The sequence below is a fragment of the Serratia sp. 22264 genome (assembly GCF_052045345.1).
Classification (GTDB): domain Bacteria; phylum Pseudomonadota; class Gammaproteobacteria; order Enterobacterales; family Enterobacteriaceae; genus Serratia; species Serratia plymuthica.
The window spans coordinates 2,303,586-2,321,049 of record NZ_JBQEOY010000001.1 but is presented as its reverse complement, the minus strand read 5'-3'; the positions used below and the strand labels follow the sequence as shown (position 1 = coordinate 2,321,049).

Sequence of the window (17,464 nt, the reverse complement as noted above, 5' to 3'; positions counted from 1 at the left end):
TATAATTAAAAATTTTATTTTCTCGATGGAATTTAAAATTATCACTTTTAACTTATTATTTCAATGTTGTTTATTTGTTGTTACTTAATTCAATTTGTTATTTTTATATTTCAGTGTTTTTCGTTGGATAATTCTTTGTTTTGGATTCTTATGGTAATAAAAAACTAATCGTAGCTAATTATTTTATTGTTAATTGATGAGGGTGATGGTTGTTAGCGTAACATAATAATTTTTTAAATTTATTTTTATAATGATTCTTGTTTTATTATTCAGTAGGTAAAGAGATTGGAAATCGTTTATGACTACATTCTGTAGCCTCGTTAAATTGAGAAAACTACACACTTGCTATAAATTCAGTTGAATAATAGCTACTGAAATAATTTCTTCGAAAGTTTTATTGCAGTGAGTGGTGTCGAGCAATAAAAAGCCCGCTTAAGTTGCCTTAAGCGGGGATTGCGGCAGGTATCGCCGGCGGTCGAAAATGATGAAGCGGGAAATGTTGCGCTGCTTAGCCGAATGCGTTCGCCAGGTGCTGTTTCAGCCGTTCTATGTCATTGCTGATGTCCGGTGATTTGATCACGTCGAAACACGAGAAGGCGGGAACGATATCGACGCCGCAGAATTTATAATTGGCGGTATTGCTGACGAAGATGTCATCGACGGATTTGCCGGCGAAGAGCTGCTGATTATTATCGTCGAATGCCTGCTGCGGGGCGTTCCAGGTTAACGACAGCATGTATTTTTTGCCCTGCATTTTTCCGCCGCTGCCGTATTGCCGGTTCGGGTCCTGGCGGGTTCTGCCGTCATCAACCAGCATGCTCTGTTGCATCAACCCGGCGGTAAAGACCTCGTCGACATATTTTTTGTAGATCCAGGGCGTGCCGAACCAGTAGACCGGCGATTGCAGGATAATGATGTCGGCCCAAAGGTGTTTTCTCACCTCTTCGGCAATATCGTAACCTTGCTCGATAGCGGTCTGCTGCACTTTATGGCCGCGCGTTTCCATCTCGTCGCGGATCACGCCGAGCAGGGTCGCATTTAAACCGCCTGACGAGATGCCTTCGTATAACTGGTGCGTGTTGATTATCAGAACGTTTTTCATAATTGAACCTGTGTGATGGGAAGGGCCAAGACGATGTCTCAATGGCGAACAGTATCGCCGGAACAAGGTGCGGAGCGCTTGCCGGATTCGATTCAATTCTTGCCTGATTCAACGGATTGGCATTGATACCTGCAATAAGAGGGCAGCGAGATGATAGACTTTTTGCTGACCCTGCTTATTACGAGAACGAACCCAATGCTGACCCACACCAGAGCAAACAACGCGGCGCTGGCCAGTCTGGTGGCGAAGATTGCCGCTGCCGATGGCGATTACCCTACCGCCATACCTGCACTGACGATTTACCGCAGAAATGCTGTCACGGCGCCGATGCCCTGTATTTACGGGCTGGGGTTGGGGCTAACCGTTCAGGGGGGAAAGCGGGTCACGCTCGGCAATGAGATCTTCGACTACGGGCCTGGCCAGTCGCTGATAACCTCGGTTGATCTGCCGGTGGTGTCTTATGTTACCCAGGCCAGCGTTGCCGAGCCCTATCTTGGGCTGCGCCTGGAACTGGACGCCCGGCTTATCTCGCAGCTGGCGGCCGATCCGGATGTCGTCGCCGGAGCGAAAGCGTCCGGCGGCAGGGCGGTATCGGTAGTCGAACTGGAAGATGGCTTGCTGGAAGCGGTGAGCCGCTTGGTTAGCCTGTTGGATGAACCGGCGTTGATGGCGTCGATTTACCCGCTGATCTTGCAGGAGATCACCATTCGGTTGCTGAACGGGCAATATGGGCCGACATTACGGAATTTGGTCGCGCAGGGATCGCCAAGCCAGCAAATCGCCCGGGTGTTGTCGTGGCTCAAACTCAACTTTGCGCAGGATTTGTCGATGGAAGCCTTGGCTGCCAAAGCCTGCATGAGTCCATCGACATTCAGGCAGCACTTCCGCGCTCTGACCGGCATGAGCCCTCTGCAATATTTGAAGAGCCTGCGTTTGCAGGAGGCTCGGCAGGTGATGATGAATGAGGGGCTGGACGCCGGCAGCGCGGCGGTGCGGGTAGGCTATGAGAGCGCCTCGCAGTTCAGCCGGGAATATACCCGCCTGTTTGGCGCGCCTCCTTTACGCGATATCAAACGGATACGCGCGGCCGGCTGAGCGTAATCTACATGCAAAACGGCCCGCCTGAGTGCTCTCAAGCGGGCCGTTTTGACGATGCTTAAGCGATATCGAAACGATCGAGGTTCATGACCTTGTTCCAGGCGGCGACAAAGTCCCGAACAAAACTCTCCTGGGCATCCGCACTGCCATAAACTTCAGCCAGCGCACGCAATTGCGAGTGTGAACCGAAGATCAGATCGGCGCGGGTTGCCGTCCATTTCAGCGCACCGGTCTGGCGATCCTGGCCTTCAAACACGCCGTCCTCATCCGCCTTTTTCCAGGTTGTGCCCATATCCAGCAGGTTAACGAAGAAATCGTTGGTGAGGGTTTCAGGCCGCTGAGTCAACACGCCGTGCCGGCTTTGGCCGACGTTGGCGTTCAACACCCGCAACCCGCCCAACAGCACCGACATTTCCGGCGCGCTCAGGGTAAGCAACTGCGCCTTGTCCACCAGCAATGCCTCGGGGGAAATGCGGTAACGGGTATCAAGGTAGTTGCGGAAACCGTCGCCCACCGGCTCCATGGCCGCGAACGATTCGATATCGGTTTGCTCTTGCGAAGCGTCCATGCGCCCCGGCGTGAAAGGAACGGCCACCGGGTGGCCGGCATTGCTCGCCGCCTGCTCAACGCCCGCACAGCCTGCCAACACGATCAGATCCGCCAGCGAGACTTTTTTGCCGTCGGTCTGCGCATCGTTGAAGGTGCGCTGAATACCTTCCAGCGTGGCCAGCGTTTGCGCTAGCTGAGCGGGCTGATTCACTGCCCAGTCTTTCTGCGGTGCCAGGCGGATGCGGGCGCCGTTGGCACCGCCGCGTTTGTCGGAACCGCGGAAGGTGGAGGCCGAAGCCCAGGCGGTGGAGACCAGCTGTGAAATCGGCAGGCCGGAGGCCAGGATTTTGCCTTTGAGATCGGCGATATCCTGCTGATTGATCAATTTATGATTCACCGCCGGGATCGGATCCTGCCAAATCAGCTCTTCAGCCGGGACTTCCGGGCCGAGATAACGTGCGCGTGGGCCCATATCGCGATGGGTCAGTTTGAACCAGGCGCGGGCGAAGGCGTCGGCGAACTCATCCGGATTCTGGAAGAAGCGGCGCGAAATCTGCTCGTACGCCGGATCGAAGCGCAGCGACAGGTCGGTGGTCAGCATGGTAGGGCGATGTTTCTTCGCCGGATCGAACGCGTCGGGAATGGTTTCGCCGACGTCCTTGGCTACCCACTGGTGCGCGCCGGCCGGGCTTTGCGACAGCTCCCACTCGTATTCGAACAGGTGCCGGAAGAAGTCATGGTTCCACTGGGTCGGGGTGGTGGTCCAGGTGACCTCAAGGCCACTGGTGATTGCATCTTTACCTTTGCCGGTACCGAAGGTGCTTTGCCAGCCGAGGCCCTGCTGTTCCAAACCTGCACTTTCCGGATCGGCGCCGACGTGCGAAGCGGGGCCTGCGCCGTGGGTTTTGCCGAAGGTATGGCCGCCGGCGATCAGCGCGACGGTTTCTTCGTCATTCATCGCCATTCTGGCGAAGGTCTCGCGAATGTCGCGCGCTGCGGCGATCGGATCGGGGTTGCCGTCCGGGCCTTCCGGGTTCACGTAGATCAACCCCATTTGCACCGCCGCTAAAGGGTTCTCGAGATTACGGTCGCCTGAATAACGGCTGTTCTCGCCGCCGCTCGGTTCCAGCCAAATCTTTTCCGCGCCCCAGTAAACGTCGTCCGGCTCCCAAACGTCGGCGCGGCCGCCCGCGTAACCAAAGGTTTTGAAGCCCATCGATTCCAGCGCCACATTGCCGGTCAGGATCAACAGGTCGGCCCAGGAAATTTTGCGGCCGTACTTCTGTTTGATAGGCCACAGCAACCGGCGCGCCTTGTCGAGGCTCACGTTGTCTGGCCAGCTGTTGAGCGGGGCAAAACGCTGCTGGCCGGAGCCTGCGCCGCCGCGGCCGTCGCCGATGCGGTAGGTGCCGGCGCTGTGCCAGGCCATGCGGATGAACAGGCCGCCGTAGTGACCGAAGTCCGCCGGCCACCATTCCTGAGAGTCGGTCATCAGGGCATGCAAATCTTGTTTGACCGCCGCCAGATCCAGGCTGTTGAAAGCGTCGGCGTAGTTGAAATCTTTGTCCATCGGGTTGGACAGGGAGGAGTGTTGGTGCAGGTGTTCCAGACTAAGTTGGTTTGGCCACCAGTCCTGGTTCGAATTACCACGCTGGGGAAGGGTCTTGTTGTTGCCACCCGAAAATGGGCATTTGCTTTCAGTTGTCATGATGCGCTCTCTGCTTGTGTCGGATGTTGCGCTAATGGGGGGAACCCCTGAGTCAATCTGATCGTTATTGGGTTTCGTCACCTGAGCCTGAGCCAACGGCGGGTAGAAGGAAACTCAGTAGTAAGCTTAGACAGTGCTGGGCGAGAGATAAAATAGGAATGGTTGAATTCTGTAATAGTTACAGGCTATTGGGTTTGCGTTGATTGATAGGCATTGCCGGGAAGACCATGGCAACCAAAAGCAAAAAGCGCTCAGGTTTCCGCTACTGATTATCTAAACATGTTTCCCTTCTTTTGAGAATTTACGACCAAAGGTAACAAAAAATGATCGTGATCAATATCACACTTTGGCGAGGATATAACCTGTTTGCTGAACGATAAATACTAATGGCTTTTAGGGGATGGATATGAAAATCAGGGATTTTTTTGTGCAAACGCCGCTGGAAAGACGCCGTTATGGCGTCGCGCTTTTTGTCGGCGTTATCGCCGGGCTGCTGTCTGCCTTCGTTAAGTGGGGCGCAGAAGTTCCGCTTCCGCCAAGGACAATCCTGGATGGGCGCGCGGAGTTTAATCCACCCTATCTTTTCCTGAGAGATTATTTGGGCATAGATCCGACGGCAACGGTTTACACCTTTTCGGAGCATGTGATCAATCCGGTTATGGTGACGCACATTATTTTCTCGTTGGTGTTTGCCATCGGTTACTGCGTGGTTGCCGAAGTCTTCCCGAAAGTAAAACTCTGGCAGGGCGTGCTCGCCGGCTTAATTGCCACGGTGTGCGTTCACGGCATCAGTTTCCCGCTGCTTGGCTTAACGCCGCCTTTATCCATGCTGCCCGTCGAGGAGTATGTTTCAGAAATACTGGGGCATGCATTCTGGTTCTGGGCGATCGAACTTGTTCGGCGTGACCTGCGCAACAGAATAACGCACCAGCCGGATGCGGAAGTTCCTCTCAGCTCACCGTTCCGTTAAGTCAACGCGTTAAGCATAAAAGCCCTGAATGTACAGGGCTTTTCCTTCTCGTTGATTATCGTTCTCATGCCGGGGTCTTGCCCTGGGCAATTCTTTAACGTCCTGTTAATCCAGCAATTTCATTTCAAGTGCACGGCTCATGGCTTGGGTCCGGCTATTGACGTTGAGCTTGGCGTAAGTGTTCTTGAGGTGCCATTTCACGGTCTGTGCAGAAATAGCCAGGGAACGAGCGATGTCTTTGTTCGTCTGGCCCTCGGCGATCAGGCGTAATACCTGAAGTTCGCGTTCACTGAGCCCCCAATAAACGTCATGGCTGCTCTGAAGTAGTCTTTCCCCGGTCAGTGCGCCCTTATCTGCCAGGCGAAGCTGCGCACCTTGCTCGTTGCAGGCAGCAGGGCCTTCGTGCATATGGAGAAGCAAAGGTTGCAAGGTGTCGCCGGCATCAAGAAAGCTGCGCATGAGATGCGGGTGTTCGGCCAGTGGCAGAACCGGTTGCAGCGCAGTGCAGGCAGCCGCGTTTTTACCGGCTTTCCACAAGGCTAATGACCAGAGCGCACGCAGGCGCGCAGCGGTGAGCCAGTCGCGTCGGTTTTCCTGTTCGGTAACCAGCTCGGCCAGCAGTTTGCAGGCTTGCGGCATCTGGCCGGCGGCCAGCAACAGGCGGCTGCGGCTGAGTGCCGCATGCTGTGCGATCGCACGTTGACAAGGATGTTCGGCATCAATCCTGGCATGGCGCGCCAGCTGTTCCAACTGCCGTTGCAACTGCTCCGCACCGGGGCGATCCGCACGTTGCAGACGCACTCTAACTTGCTCGGCCAACAACAGAGCCTGCAACCGGCGCCACCCGCGAGACACCGCCAACTGCTGCGCATGTTCCAGCAGCCGTTCTGCCTCCTGCGGCATGCCGTCATGCAGGGCCTGCCGCGCAAGGTAGGCGTAGCAACGGCTCAGCGCGTCGGGTGGGCTGAAACGGTCGATGAGTTCGAGCCTATCCGCCAGCAGAGGAGCGAGCGACTCAAGGGGCCTGCGCTCGTAGGCGATTTCCGCCAGCAGCGGCGCGAGCGTCGCTCCGCTGGTCGACTGGGGGCCGGTATAACGCTCGGCCTGGCGCAAGGCATTGCCGGCATACCGCTCGGCGTTCTCCAAATCGCCTTGGCAAAGATGGCATTGGGCGATGATGAAAGCGCGATAAACCGAGACGAACAGATTGTCCAGCGGGCTGTCCGGGCTGGGCATATGGCGTTGGACCGCCAGGGCCTCGGCATAGCGCTGGTTAACCACGTGGCAGTAGCTGAGAATATTGCAGATCAGGCCATCGACCCAGGTATCGCCGCAAGGCACTTCGGCCAGCAGAGGCTCGACAATCGCCAGGCTCTCGGGGATGTTTTCGGCAAAGGCTTCGCAGATGGCGCGCACTACCCGCAACTTGATCCAGGCGCTGCGGGCCATCCCGTCACGGTGATCCGCCACCATTTGGTCGAGACTGTCGAGCAACTGTCGCGATTCATCGAAGCGGAAATAGTGCGCCAGCGCCCAGGCCAAATTGATTTGAAGGTCAATGCGTGACGGATCGACGCTCGCCGGCAAGTGACGCATCCAGGAAACCAGAGTATCGATATCTCCCTCTTCAGCCAGGGATTGCGCGCTCGCGCCATCCTGGCCGGGGCTATGAACCGGCTTGCCGGCGGCCAGCGCATGGCGTACCGCCTCAGCCCACAACAGCTGTTCGGCGAACCAATGACTGGCGCGTTCGTGCAACTGTTTGAGGTTGATATCGGTGCGATGGCGCAATGCCGCGCTCAGGGTTTCCTGCAAGAGAGGATGATAGCGGAACCAATAACCTTGTTCGTCAAGGGCCGACAAGAACAGGTTGTGCCGTTCAATCCATTCCAGCATCGCCTCGCTGTCGTCACGCCCGGTGACGGCGTTGCACAGCCCGGCATTTAAACGATTGAGAAACGCCGTTTGCATCAGGAAGTCGAGCACTTCCGCCGGCAACGGATCAAGCACCACTTCTTTCAGATAACGGGCGATGGACCGAGTTCCCCCGCGCAGATTGTGGATCAGGTGCCCGGGATCTTCACGCAATTCGGGGGACAATGAGGCGATCTTCATGCCCGCGATCCAGCCCTCCGTCGCGGACCGCAGCCGAAGGGCATCCTGATTGCTGAGCGGCACGGCGACCGTTTGGCTGAAATAGTTCCGGGTTTCTTCGAGCGTGAACTGCAGGTCCTGATCATAGATTTCCACCAACTGATCCTGGGCCTGCAGGCGGCTCAACGACAGGCTCGGGTGGAACCGGCTGCCGATGATCAGATGCAGCGCCGCAGGCGCATGCCTGAGCAGATAGCTCAGGGCTTCATGTACGCCGGCGTCATTGATCATATGGAAGTCGTCGATGATCAGATACAGGTCGTGCGGACAATAATGCAATTGGTTAATCAGCCCAGCCAGCAACTGCAGCGAGCTCGAGGGCGCTTGCTCTTCCATGTTCTGCCAAAAATCGGCGTCCCAGTCGGCATAGAGCGGGCGCAAAGCATGCAGCAGATAAGGGATGAACTGCCAGACGTCATCGTCGTCCTCATCAAGACTGAGCCAGGCAACGCGTTCACCCTGGCCGATCAACTGCTGGTGCCATTGCGCCAACAGCGTGGTTTTGCCGAATCCCGCGCCTGCACAAACGACGGCCAGACGGCGCAGGTGCGCTTGATCGAGGCGTTTGAGCAGGCGCGGGCGCTGTAGCAGCAGGATAGAAGAGCGGGGCGGGACGAATTTGGTCAGGATGAGCGGCAAGCCTCTCGTCAGCCGCAAAGGCCCCGAGACCAACGATGTAGATTGGGAACCTGCAAAATCCGATTGCTTCATCCGTGGTTGCCTGCCCGTATTTTGTTTTTTCAATTGTACGCCAGAGCCCGGGGTGAAGCGGGGCCGTACTTCCGGATAGATAAACAAAATTCATAAAGTTTGACCTCGAGCATGAAAACCCCCACTTACCCCCCCATTCAGGTGGCTTCGCAGCTTCCTGAAACACCCGTACATTTTTTGTATTGGTGTGGTTAGGGTGTTTTCACCCTGTCAAATAGCCCCGCCTGTCCGACCCTTACTGAGGAGAATTAGATGACGCTGAGCAAACAGGCTTTGCTGCAGGCTTACCGAAAGATGCGCGAGATCAGGACATTCGAGGAGCGCCTGCATCAGGAAAATACCAGCGGTGACATTCCGGGCTTCATTCACCTTTATACCGGTGAGGAGGCTATTGCGGTGGGGGTCTGCGAAAATTTGACCGACGCCGATTTCATTGGTTCTACGCACCGTGGGCACGGTCACTGCATTGCCAAAGGTTGTGATATTCACGGCATGATGGCCGAGATTTTCGGTAAGGACAGCGGTTTGTGTCGCGGCAAAGGCGGCTCTATGCACATCGCCGATCTGTCAAAAGGCATGCTGGGCGCGAACGCTATCGTGGGCGGAGCCCCCCCGTTGGCCATTGGCGCTGCGCTGACGGCCAAAACCCTGAAGACCGGCAACGTCGGCGTGTCTTTCACCGGCGATGGCGGCTCCAACCAGGGCCTGGTATTTGAAGCCATGAACATGGCCGTGGTGCTGCAATTACCGGCCGTCTTCATTTTCGAGAACAACGGCTATGGCGAAGGGACCGGCCATGACTACGCCGTCGGCGGCCGCGATATCGCCAAACGCGCCGCCGGCTTCGGCCTCCCGGCGGTGACGGTCGACGGCACCGATTTCTTTGCCGTCTACGAAGCCGCCGCAGAGGCGGTCAAGCGCGCTCGCGAGGGGGGCGGCCCCAGCGTGATTGAAGCCAAGGCCTTCCGCTGGCACGGCCACTTCGAGGGCGATCCGGCATTGTACCGCGCCGAGGGTGAGGTCCAGCGCCTGCGTGAACAGCACGATCCGCTGAAGATCTTTACCGACAAGATCCAAAAACAGGTCACCCGGGAGGAGCTGGCGGCGATCGACGCGGAAGTGGAAACGCTGGTCGGGGATGCCGTAACGAAAGCCCGCGCAGCCGCCTATCCGGCTCCGGAAGACCTGCTGACCGACGTCTACGTTTCCTATTGAGGGTGATAACAATGGCTATAAAAACCTATCGTGAAGCGGTCAAGGAAGCGCTGGCCCAGGAAATGGAGCGTGACGAGCGCGTGGTGCTGATCGGTGAAGACTTGCGTGGCGGCCATGGCGGCAACGCGCCGGAGGAGGCGAGGATAGAGGCCTTTGGCGGCGTGCTCGGCGTGACCAAAGGGTTGTGGACGCAGTTCGGCACTGACCGCGTGATCGACACGCCGATTACCGAATCGGCGATCATCGGCATGGCAGCCGGTGCTGCGGCGACCGGTCTGCGGCCGGTGGCCGAGCTGATGTTCATGGACTTTTTCGGCGTCTGCCACGATGCGCTGTACAACCAGGCCGCCAAGTTCCGCTACATGTTTGGCGGCAAGGCCAAGGCGCCGTTAGTGATGCGCGGCATGATCGGCGCCGGCTTCTCTGCGGCGGCCCAGCATTCGCAGTCGCCCTACAATATCTTCGCCACCACGCCGGGCCTGAAGGTGGTAGTGCCTTCCACGCCTTATGACGTCAAGGGCCTGCTGATCCAGTCGATCCGCGACGACGATCCGGTGGTGTTCTGCGAACATAAAATGCTTTACGACCTCAAGGGGGAAGTGCCGGAAGGCATTTATACCATTCCGCTGGGCGTGGCCAACTACACCCGCGAAGGGGAGGACGTCACCATCATCGCGCTGTCGGCGATGGTGCATAAAGCCAACGAGGTGGCCGACAAACTGGCCAAAGAGGGCATCTCGGTGGAGGTGGTCGATCCGCGTACGATTTCTCCGCTGGACGAGGAAGGCATTCTGGAGTCGGTGGCGTCGACGGGCCGTGTGGTGATCGTCGACGAGTCGGCGGCGCGTTTCGGCTTTGCCCATGATGTCGCGGCACTGATCGCTTCCCAGGCATTCCATTTCCTCAAAGCGCCGATTGTGCTGGTCACACCGCCGCACACCCCGGTGCCGTTTTCTCCCGCCCTCGAAAAGCTTTGGATCCCCAGCGTCGAGCGGATCGAGGCCGCCGTCCGCCAAGTGCTGGAGGATTGAGCCATGAGTGATATCAAAACGCTTGAAATGCCCAAGTGGGGCCTTTCGATGGAGGAAGGGTTGCTCGCGCAGTGGTCTATCCGGGAAGGCGACAGCTTCACCAAGGGGCAGGAAATCTGCGAGATCGAGACCAGCAAAATCGTCAACGTGCTTGAGGCCCCCTTCGCCGGGACCCTGCGGCGGATACTCGCCCGGCAGGGCGATACCCTTAAGGTGGGGGCGGCGCTGGCGCTGGTGGCTGAGGCTTCGATCAGCGATGCCGAACTGGACGCCTTCACGGCCAGTCTGGCCGCGGCGGGGCCGGCAGCGTCTGTCGCACCGCCTCCCGCACGCCCTGCGGCGGCTCCGACACTCGACAACGCACTTCCCACGGCATCGGCCCCATCCACCCAACCGGTGTCCGCCAGTGGGCAGACCGAGGTACCGCTCGGCCTGCAGGGAAGCACCGATGCCGCACAGGTCAATGCCACGCCTCACGCGTTGCGCCTGGCCGCCAGGCTGGGGGCCGACCTGAGCAAGGTGCGCGGCAGCGGACGTGAAGCACGTATCTCGGTGGCCGATCTCGAGAGCGCTATCCTTGCCGCAGGAGGCCGTATCGCATCGCCGACGTTGCCATCGCGTTCAGGCAAAGCGCCACGTTCGCACGCCGACGACAGTCAGATACCGGCAACCCCGCTGGCGCGCCGTCTGGCCGGCAAACTGGGGATCAACCTGCACGACTGCCGCAGCAGCGGTTCACACGGGCGGGTCAGCCGCGAGGATGTGCAGGCGGCGGCTCTGCTGCTCGACGGGCAGCCGCAGACAGCGACTGCACCGAATGCGGCGCCGGCGGCCTTTGAGAACTTGCCCCTGTCGGGCATGCGCAGGGCGATCGCCACCCGCTTGCAGGCTTCCAAGCAACATTCGCCGCACTTCCGCTTGATCGCCGAGCTCGATCTGGAGCGCCTGTTGGCGTTGCGCAAGGAAATCAACCTCGGCGCGCCCGGCGTCAAGATTTCGGTTAACGACCTGCTGGTTAAGGCCTGCGCTCAAGCGCTGGTGGCGGTGCCGGATGTCAACGTACAGTTCGACGAAGCCAGCCAGAGCATCCGCCGCTTTGCCGATGCCGACATCTCGGTGGCCGTTGCGCTGCCGGCCGGGCTGATTACCCCCATAGTGCGCGCCGCCAACCGTAAGTCGGTCAGCGAGATCTCGCACGACATTCATTCCCTGGTGACCCGGGCGAAAGCCGGCACGCTCAAGCCCGAAGAGTTCCAGGGCGGCACTTTTAGCTTGTCGAACCTGGGCATGCTCGGCGTGCGTCAGTTTGACGCCATCATTAACCCGCCCCAGGGCGCGATCCTCGCGATCGGTGCCGGCGAGGTGCGGGCGGTGGCTCGCGATGGGCAGATCGTAGCGCGCCATCAACTGACGGTGTCGCTGTCCTGCGACCACCGGGTCATCGATGGGGCGCTGGGCGCGGCTTTTCTCCAGGAACTCAAGCGACTGGTTGAAACACCGACCCTGATGTTTGTCTAGGAGACGAGCTATGCACGACAAATACGATGTACTGGTGATCGGCGGCGGGCCGGGAGGCTATGTTGCCGCCATCCGCGCCGGCCAGCTCGGGCTGCGTACGGCGCTGGTGGAAAAACAGCATCTGGGGGGCATCTGTCTGAACTGGGGGTGCATCCCAACCAAGGCGCTGCTGCACGGTGCCGAGGTGGCGCACAGCATCGCCCATGCCGACCAACTGGGTTTCAGTGTCGGCGAGGTGAGTTTCGATCTCCAGAAACTGGTGCAGTTTAGCCGCTCGGTGTCGCAACAGTTGACCGGTGGGGTCGAGTACCTGTTGAAGAAGAATGGCGTAACGGTGTTCGACGGCACCGCCCGCCTGCGTGGCAAGGGGCAGGTGACGGTGGTCGATGCCAAGGGGGGCGAGCGCGACTACCGGGCCGACCACGTGATCCTGGCTACCGGCGCCCGCCCGCGTGCGTTGCCGGGGATCGTGCCGGATGGCGAGCGGATCTGGACCTACTTCGAGGCGCTGCAACCCAAAAAATTGCCGAAATCCTTGTTGATCATCGGCTCCGGCGCCATCGGCGTCGAGTTTGCCAGCCTCTACAACGATCTTGGCAGCGAAGTGACGCTGGTGGAGGTGGCGGCACAGATACTGCCGGTTGAAGACGCAGAAGTCTCGGCGGCGGTGCGCAAGTCATTCGAGAGGCGCGGCATTCAGGTGCATACCCAGACGCAGGTAACGCAGGTGCAGCTCACGGAGGCGGGAGGGCGTTGCACGTTGAAAAACGCCAGTGCCGAACGGGTGCTGGAGGTCGAACATGTGCTGTTGGCGGCCGGCGTCCAGCCTAATGTCGAAGGCCTCGGGCTGGAGGCGCTGGGCGTCGAGCTGGATCGCGGTTTTATCAAGACGGATGACGCCTGCCGCACCAACGTCTTCGGCCTTTACGCAATCGGCGACGTCGCCGGCCCGCCGTGCCTGGCGCACAAGGCCAGCCACGAAGGAACGATCTGCGTCGAGACGCTGGCCGGCGTCGAAGGCGTGCACAAGCTTGACCGTAGTTATGTGCCCGGTTGTACCTATGCCCGGCCGCAGGTTGCCAGCCTGGGCCTGACCGAGGCGGCGGCGCGTGCCGGTGGACGGCCACTCAAGATCGGTAAGTTCGCCTATCAGGGCAATGGCAAGGCGCTGGCCGCCGGTGAGGCGGAGGGCTTCGTCAAGACGATTTTCGATGCCGAAACCGGCGAGCTGCTGGGGGCGCACATGGTTGGCGCACAGGTCACCGAACAGATCCAGGGCTTCGGTATCGCCCATCATCTGGAGGCCACGGACGAGAGCCTGCTGTCGGTCATTTTTGCGCATCCGACGCTTTCCGAAGCCATGCATGAATCGATCCTCGCGGCCGCTGGCCGACCGCTGCATCAGTAGGACAATACGGGAAAGGATAACAGCCTGATCCGATTGCGTTTTCGGTAGCGGAAACCAACAAAAAACTCTCCATTAGACGTAGTACAAAACGAAACAGGAATAATCATGTCGACAGGTTTGAACGGAAAGGTAGCCATTATCACTGGCGCAGCGCGTGGCATTGGCCGGGGGATCGCACTGCGCCTGGCACAAGAGGGGGTAAACCTAGCGCTCTTGGATTTATCCGCAGATCAGCTTGGTATAGTCAGGAAAGAGGTGGAGTCTTTCGGGGTAAAAGCGACAACCTACGTTGCCGATATCAGCAAGCGCGAGGAGGTGTATGCGGCCATCGAGCACGTTGTGAGTACGCTGGGTACCTTGGATGTGATGATTAATAACGCCGGTATTTCGCAGGTAAAACCCATAGCAGACGTGGTGCCGGAAGATCTTGAGAAGATCTTGAACATCAATATCGGGGGGGTGACCTGGGGGATCCAGGCCGCCGCGGCGAAATTTAAACAGCTCAACAAAAACGGCAAGATCATCAATGCTTGTTCCATCGCCGGCCATGAGGGGTTTGCATTGCTGGGCGTGTACTCCGCCACCAAATTCGCCGTACGCGCATTGACCCAGGTTGCGGCAAAGGAATACGCCAGCGACAACATTACCGTCAACGCCTATTGCCCTGGGGTGGTCGGCACCGATATGTGGGTGGAAATAGATCAGCGTTTCTCGGAGATTACCGGTGCGCCGAAAGGCGAAACCTATAAGAAGTACGTTGATGGCATTGCCTTGGGGCGCGCACAAACCCCGGCTGACGTCGCGGCACTTGTCGCTTTTCTTTCCAGCGACGACGCCGCCTATATCACCGGTCAGTCGATTTTGACCGACGGCGGGCTGGTTTATCGCTAACCGGTGCCGCTCTTTTAAGCCCTCCTGAAGGGCATTTCAGGTGCCTACCGCAGTGGCGATTTATTTCGTGCAGTTTTGGCGGAGGAGGGTAGGCAATCTAATGACGCCAAAGCAAAAATCCCGCCCGGTTTCCTGAGCGGGATTTTCTTGATTGGGTTTCTGACAGGGATTTTATTTAATATTAACTTTATGATAAATAACAATATAAATAATATTAATCTGCCTTGGTAACCGGAATGACTACCCAACCCAATTATGGCGATACGGTAGTGGGGCTTTGTTACTCTGACGGTCGGTTTTGTGCCAGGGGAGGACGTTAGTGACTCTCATTAGAGGGCAGTCTTACCCCTATGTGTATTGCCGAAGCCCTGAGCTTAGCTAACCAAATCATATTTAGTTCGCATGCTCAAGTCAGGTCTCATTTTGACGTATGAGTACATTGGTCGTCTTTAATCCCATAGCCGCTGCACCCCCAGAACTCGCCAAACTCACCCTGCCTTAATTTCATAGGCCTGCCACATTTTTCACATATTTTCATTTTGTTATCACATGCAAGATTATTGCATTGGCTGTGACTTCGCATATCAAATGAAGGTGCAGCGCATTTTTCACATACCCTTGTCTTCCCTACTTTACAACCCAGTCCAGTACTACAACTGTAAAAATCTCCAAACTTGCCCTTTACCAATCGAAGGTAGCCTGACTCGCAGTAAGGGCACTTAAACATTTTGCGATACCGCTCTTTGAAGGTATCAGAGACGATTTGCAAATCGTATTTTGGCGTAATAAGCTCGGTAATAAAGTCAGATGGTGCAGTTGGATCGGCAATGATGTAGCACTTGTGCCTTGCACGCGTGATACCCACGTACAGGAGTCGCCGCTCTTCAGAATGTGGGAAGGTGTCCATAGAGGGTAACAGCGCTTCGATGACAGCATCATCTCTGTTTTCGTTAGGAAATCCTGTCTTCCCCTGAGAAAAGCCAATCAAAATACAATAGTCCGCTTCAAGTCCCTTCGACTTATGAAAACTCCAGAAAAATATGTTTTCTTTAAATTCTGCGCCCCATACAGACTGTTTGGCTTCTGCTAACAGGTAATTATAGCGAGCGATAATAGCTATCGATGCGGTGGGCTCGTGCCACCTTATTTTCTTAACTACCTCCAGCGCCTTGTCGTACAAACTCCTCTGAACGCCGACTTTATCATCAAGAAGATAAATCTGAGGCTCCTCAACTTTGTGATGAGTGTTAATCTCCTTTTTATACTGCTCGGGGTTTTGCATAATGAAAGTCCCGGCAATTTTGGCAATGCTATTGTTGTACCTGAACGTTTTCTGAAGCTTGGTTAACGTGCAATGACCAACAAGATCCCCAAAGCGAGTCGTCAGCTCCAGTTTACCGCCGGAAAACCGATAAATGGATTGCCAGTCATCCCCGACAACCGTCATAGACGGTGTAGGCCCTTTTGCTAAAATGCACTGAATGAATTCCATTCTGGCAGCAGAAATATCCTGAAATTCATCAAGCAGAACATATTTCCATTGCGGAACATATGCCCCAGTGTCAATAACCTCTATCGCTCGGATGATCATGTCATCAAAATCAATTGCATTCTGATGCTTGAGCTCATCGATATAACCACTATGCAACTCATCCAATATTTCGGAGTATTTTTCTGCATTGAAAATTTTTGCCGAGATTAAACGCTCTAATATTCCTTTTTTATCTAACCTTTCGACGCGAATTGACTTGAGAGCTTTCATCATCAATTCAGCCCAACTTCCTAACTCCTGCTGTTGGTTCAATTTTTCAAAAATTTCATGTGGACTCATAGGGTCAAAACTGATCCCTGCCGCAGCTAGTTTAGTCTTAAACGCTGGCAGTAAATTTTTCTCCTGCCATTCAAAATGAAATGTTTCGATTAACGTAGTTCCATACTCCGCATGGAGCGCGCGCTTTTTATTTGTAATTTCACTGTACTGGCTGGCATCAATGTCTGGTCGAGTTTTCCCGTTCCGGTCAGTACCATAGTGTTCAATATAAATATCTGTATTTTTAATGTGAAAGTCGGGACGATAGTCGAACCCCAGTTCCAGTCGTCGTTTCGTTACATACGGTGATTCATACTCATATTCTATTTTATTAACATGCATGAAGTTAGCCAGCAAAAGCTCCTGGTAACCTCTCACCTTTTCGCCACCCAGCGTTCTGAAATCATTATCACGTAAATATTTTTCATACTCCAATTTTGTATTGAACTGCATAGCATCAACGGGCGGGATCGTCAGCTCAATCAAATCAAAAACGCGCGCTGGGTCGGCGCTGATATATTCATAAATCCATTTTGTAACCCACTGTTTAAGTTTATAACTGTCCTCAGCAAACACACTTATCTGAGTGGGAATTCTTGCATCTCTGAGTATCTGTCTGCCTAATGCATGAAAAGTGGAAATATAGGGTTTGGTGGCCAGAGTTACATTTCCATTAATCGCTTTGCTTTCCAGACGTTCTTTCAGTTCATTTGCTGCAGCCTTGTTATAAGCAAGAACAAGAATTTCAGAAGATTCAGCGAGTTTTCTGTCGATCAGGTCTAGAGCTTTAGCAACCATAACGGATGTTTTCCCCGTGCCCGCAGCTGCTAAAACCATATTGCGGTCATTAGACCTTAAAACGCCTAATCGTTGCTCAGTTGTGAGAGGATTCGCTTCCACAACATCAAAGAACGCTTCACGTTTATAAAGTTGGTAGCTCTCATGATATTCACGCAGGGATGCCATATCTAATGGATAGAATTTTAACATTACCTCGATCCTCTCAATAACTGAGGCGGGTAAATACTTCTTCCAGATTTCAGGTTGCACCACGTAATGTTGGTGCAGTTCTGACAGCATGCTTTCAATCTGCTCTGACCAGGTGTCGCGGGGGTAATGGTTGATCGCTAAAACATCAAATTCAGAAAAACATGCCCTCAGGTAATCCTGAATATGTTCTGATACAGATTGGTTGATAAACCTTAGAAAATTTGCTGTTACCTTTTTTTGCAAAAATCCGGTTTTAATCTCAGTGCCATCGGAACTGAATCGCAACTGACTTCCCAGCACCGACTCATC

Annotated in this window: 11 protein-coding genes; 7 read left to right on the top strand and 4 right to left on the bottom strand. The window is 55.7% G+C overall.

The genetic code is table 11. From position 1 onward, the window contains the following. Positions 1 to 508: 508 nt before the first annotated feature. The gene (locus tag ACTJJ1_RS10815) at positions 509 to 1,102 is read right to left on the bottom strand and encodes an NAD(P)H-dependent oxidoreductase (protein ID WP_440833550.1); all 594 of its coding nucleotides are present in this window, start codon (positions 1,100 to 1,102) and stop codon (positions 509 to 511) included. 195 nt (positions 1,103 to 1,297) lie between these two features. Here ACTJJ1_RS10815 and ACTJJ1_RS10810 point away from each other — a divergent pair, with 195 nt between their 5' ends. Then, positions 1,298 to 2,197, top strand: coding sequence for an AraC family transcriptional regulator N-terminal domain-containing protein (locus ACTJJ1_RS10810; RefSeq protein ID WP_440833548.1), 900 nt, complete (start codon positions 1,298 to 1,300; stop codon positions 2,195 to 2,197). A gap of 61 nt (positions 2,198 to 2,258) precedes the next feature. Here ACTJJ1_RS10810 and katG read toward each other — a convergent pair whose 3' ends face one another. Beyond that, a complete protein-coding gene (katG, locus tag ACTJJ1_RS10805) occupies positions 2,259 to 4,457 on the bottom strand; it encodes a catalase/peroxidase HPI (protein ID WP_004946884.1) in 2,199 nt (732 codons plus the stop codon). 406 nt (positions 4,458 to 4,863) lie between these two features. Here katG and ACTJJ1_RS10800 point away from each other — a divergent pair, with 406 nt between their 5' ends. Continuing rightward, entirely contained in the window at positions 4,864 to 5,427 is a 564-nt protein-coding gene (locus tag ACTJJ1_RS10800) for a YagU family protein (protein ID WP_004946879.1), read from the top strand. A gap of 105 nt (positions 5,428 to 5,532) precedes the next feature. On the opposite strand, the gene ACTJJ1_RS10795 is transcribed toward ACTJJ1_RS10800, so the two are convergent. Continuing rightward, a complete protein-coding gene (locus tag ACTJJ1_RS10795; protein ID WP_440833545.1) occupies positions 5,533 to 8,292 on the bottom strand; it encodes a LuxR C-terminal-related transcriptional regulator in 2,760 nt (919 codons plus the stop codon). 252 nt (positions 8,293 to 8,544) lie between these two features. On the opposite strand from ACTJJ1_RS10795, the gene ACTJJ1_RS10790 reads away from it, so the two are divergent. The 5 genes from ACTJJ1_RS10790 to ACTJJ1_RS10770 all read left to right on the top strand — a co-directional run bounded on the left by ACTJJ1_RS10790 (position 8,545) and on the right by ACTJJ1_RS10770 (position 14,355). Next, on the top strand, positions 8,545 to 9,507 hold the full coding sequence (locus ACTJJ1_RS10790; protein ID WP_440833543.1) for a thiamine pyrophosphate-dependent dehydrogenase E1 component subunit alpha: 963 nt from the start codon (positions 8,545 to 8,547) through the stop codon (positions 9,505 to 9,507). An 11-nt stretch (positions 9,508 to 9,518) separates the two neighbouring features. Continuing rightward, positions 9,519 to 10,538, top strand: coding sequence for an alpha-ketoacid dehydrogenase subunit beta (locus tag ACTJJ1_RS10785; protein WP_440833650.1), 1,020 nt, complete (start codon positions 9,519 to 9,521; stop codon positions 10,536 to 10,538). Positions 10,539 to 10,541: 3 nt separating this feature from the next. After that, positions 10,542 to 12,056 carry a 2-oxo acid dehydrogenase subunit E2 gene (locus ACTJJ1_RS10780; protein WP_440833542.1) on the top strand — a complete coding sequence of 505 codons (1,515 nt, stop codon included), beginning with the start codon at positions 10,542 to 10,544 and terminating at the stop codon, positions 12,054 to 12,056. A 10-nt stretch (positions 12,057 to 12,066) separates the two neighbouring features. Continuing rightward, the gene (lpdA, locus tag ACTJJ1_RS10775) at positions 12,067 to 13,464 is read left to right on the top strand and encodes a dihydrolipoyl dehydrogenase (protein WP_440833648.1); all 1,398 of its coding nucleotides are present in this window, start codon (positions 12,067 to 12,069) and stop codon (positions 13,462 to 13,464) included. A 105-nt stretch (positions 13,465 to 13,569) separates the two neighbouring features. Further along, positions 13,570 to 14,355: an acetoin reductase gene (locus ACTJJ1_RS10770; RefSeq protein ID WP_004946858.1), complete on the top strand. Its 786-nt coding sequence runs from the start codon at positions 13,570 to 13,572 to the stop codon at positions 14,353 to 14,355. Positions 14,356 to 14,773: 418 nt separating this feature from the next. Here ACTJJ1_RS10770 and ACTJJ1_RS10765 read toward each other — a convergent pair whose 3' ends face one another. After that, positions 14,774 to 17,245 (bottom strand): UvrD-helicase domain-containing protein, encoded by a 2,472-nt coding sequence (locus ACTJJ1_RS10765; RefSeq protein ID WP_440833646.1) that lies wholly within the window; start codon positions 17,243 to 17,245, stop codon positions 14,774 to 14,776. Between the last annotated feature and the right edge of the window lie 219 nt (positions 17,246 to 17,464).

Bases quoted from the DNA above. Each gene is read 5' to 3' on its own strand.
- ACTJJ1_RS10800 (WP_004946879.1), top strand. From the start codon at position 4,864: ATGAAAATCAGGGATTTTTTTGTGCAAACGCCGCTGGAAAGACGCCGT.
- ACTJJ1_RS10790 (WP_440833543.1), top strand. From the start codon at position 8,545: ATGACGCTGAGCAAACAGGCTTTGCTGCAGGCTTACCGAAAGATGCGC.
- ACTJJ1_RS10795 (WP_440833545.1), bottom strand. From the start codon at position 8,292: ATGAAGCAATCGGATTTTGCAGGTTCCCAATCTACATCGTTGGTCTCG.
- lpdA (WP_440833648.1), top strand. From the start codon at position 12,067: ATGCACGACAAATACGATGTACTGGTGATCGGCGGCGGGCCGGGAGGC.
- ACTJJ1_RS10785 (WP_440833650.1), top strand. From the start codon at position 9,519: ATGGCTATAAAAACCTATCGTGAAGCGGTCAAGGAAGCGCTGGCCCAG.
- ACTJJ1_RS10810 (WP_440833548.1), top strand. From the start codon at position 1,298: ATGCTGACCCACACCAGAGCAAACAACGCGGCGCTGGCCAGTCTGGTG.
- ACTJJ1_RS10780 (WP_440833542.1), top strand. From the start codon at position 10,542: ATGAGTGATATCAAAACGCTTGAAATGCCCAAGTGGGGCCTTTCGATG.
- ACTJJ1_RS10770 (WP_004946858.1), top strand. From the start codon at position 13,570: ATGTCGACAGGTTTGAACGGAAAGGTAGCCATTATCACTGGCGCAGCG.
- katG (WP_004946884.1), bottom strand. From the start codon at position 4,457: ATGACAACTGAAAGCAAATGCCCATTTTCGGGTGGCAACAACAAGACC.
- ACTJJ1_RS10765 (WP_440833646.1), bottom strand. From the start codon at position 17,245: ATGCTGTCAGAACTGCACCAACATTACGTGGTGCAACCTGAAATCTGG.
- ACTJJ1_RS10815 (WP_440833550.1), bottom strand. From the start codon at position 1,102: ATGAAAAACGTTCTGATAATCAACACGCACCAGTTATACGAAGGCATC.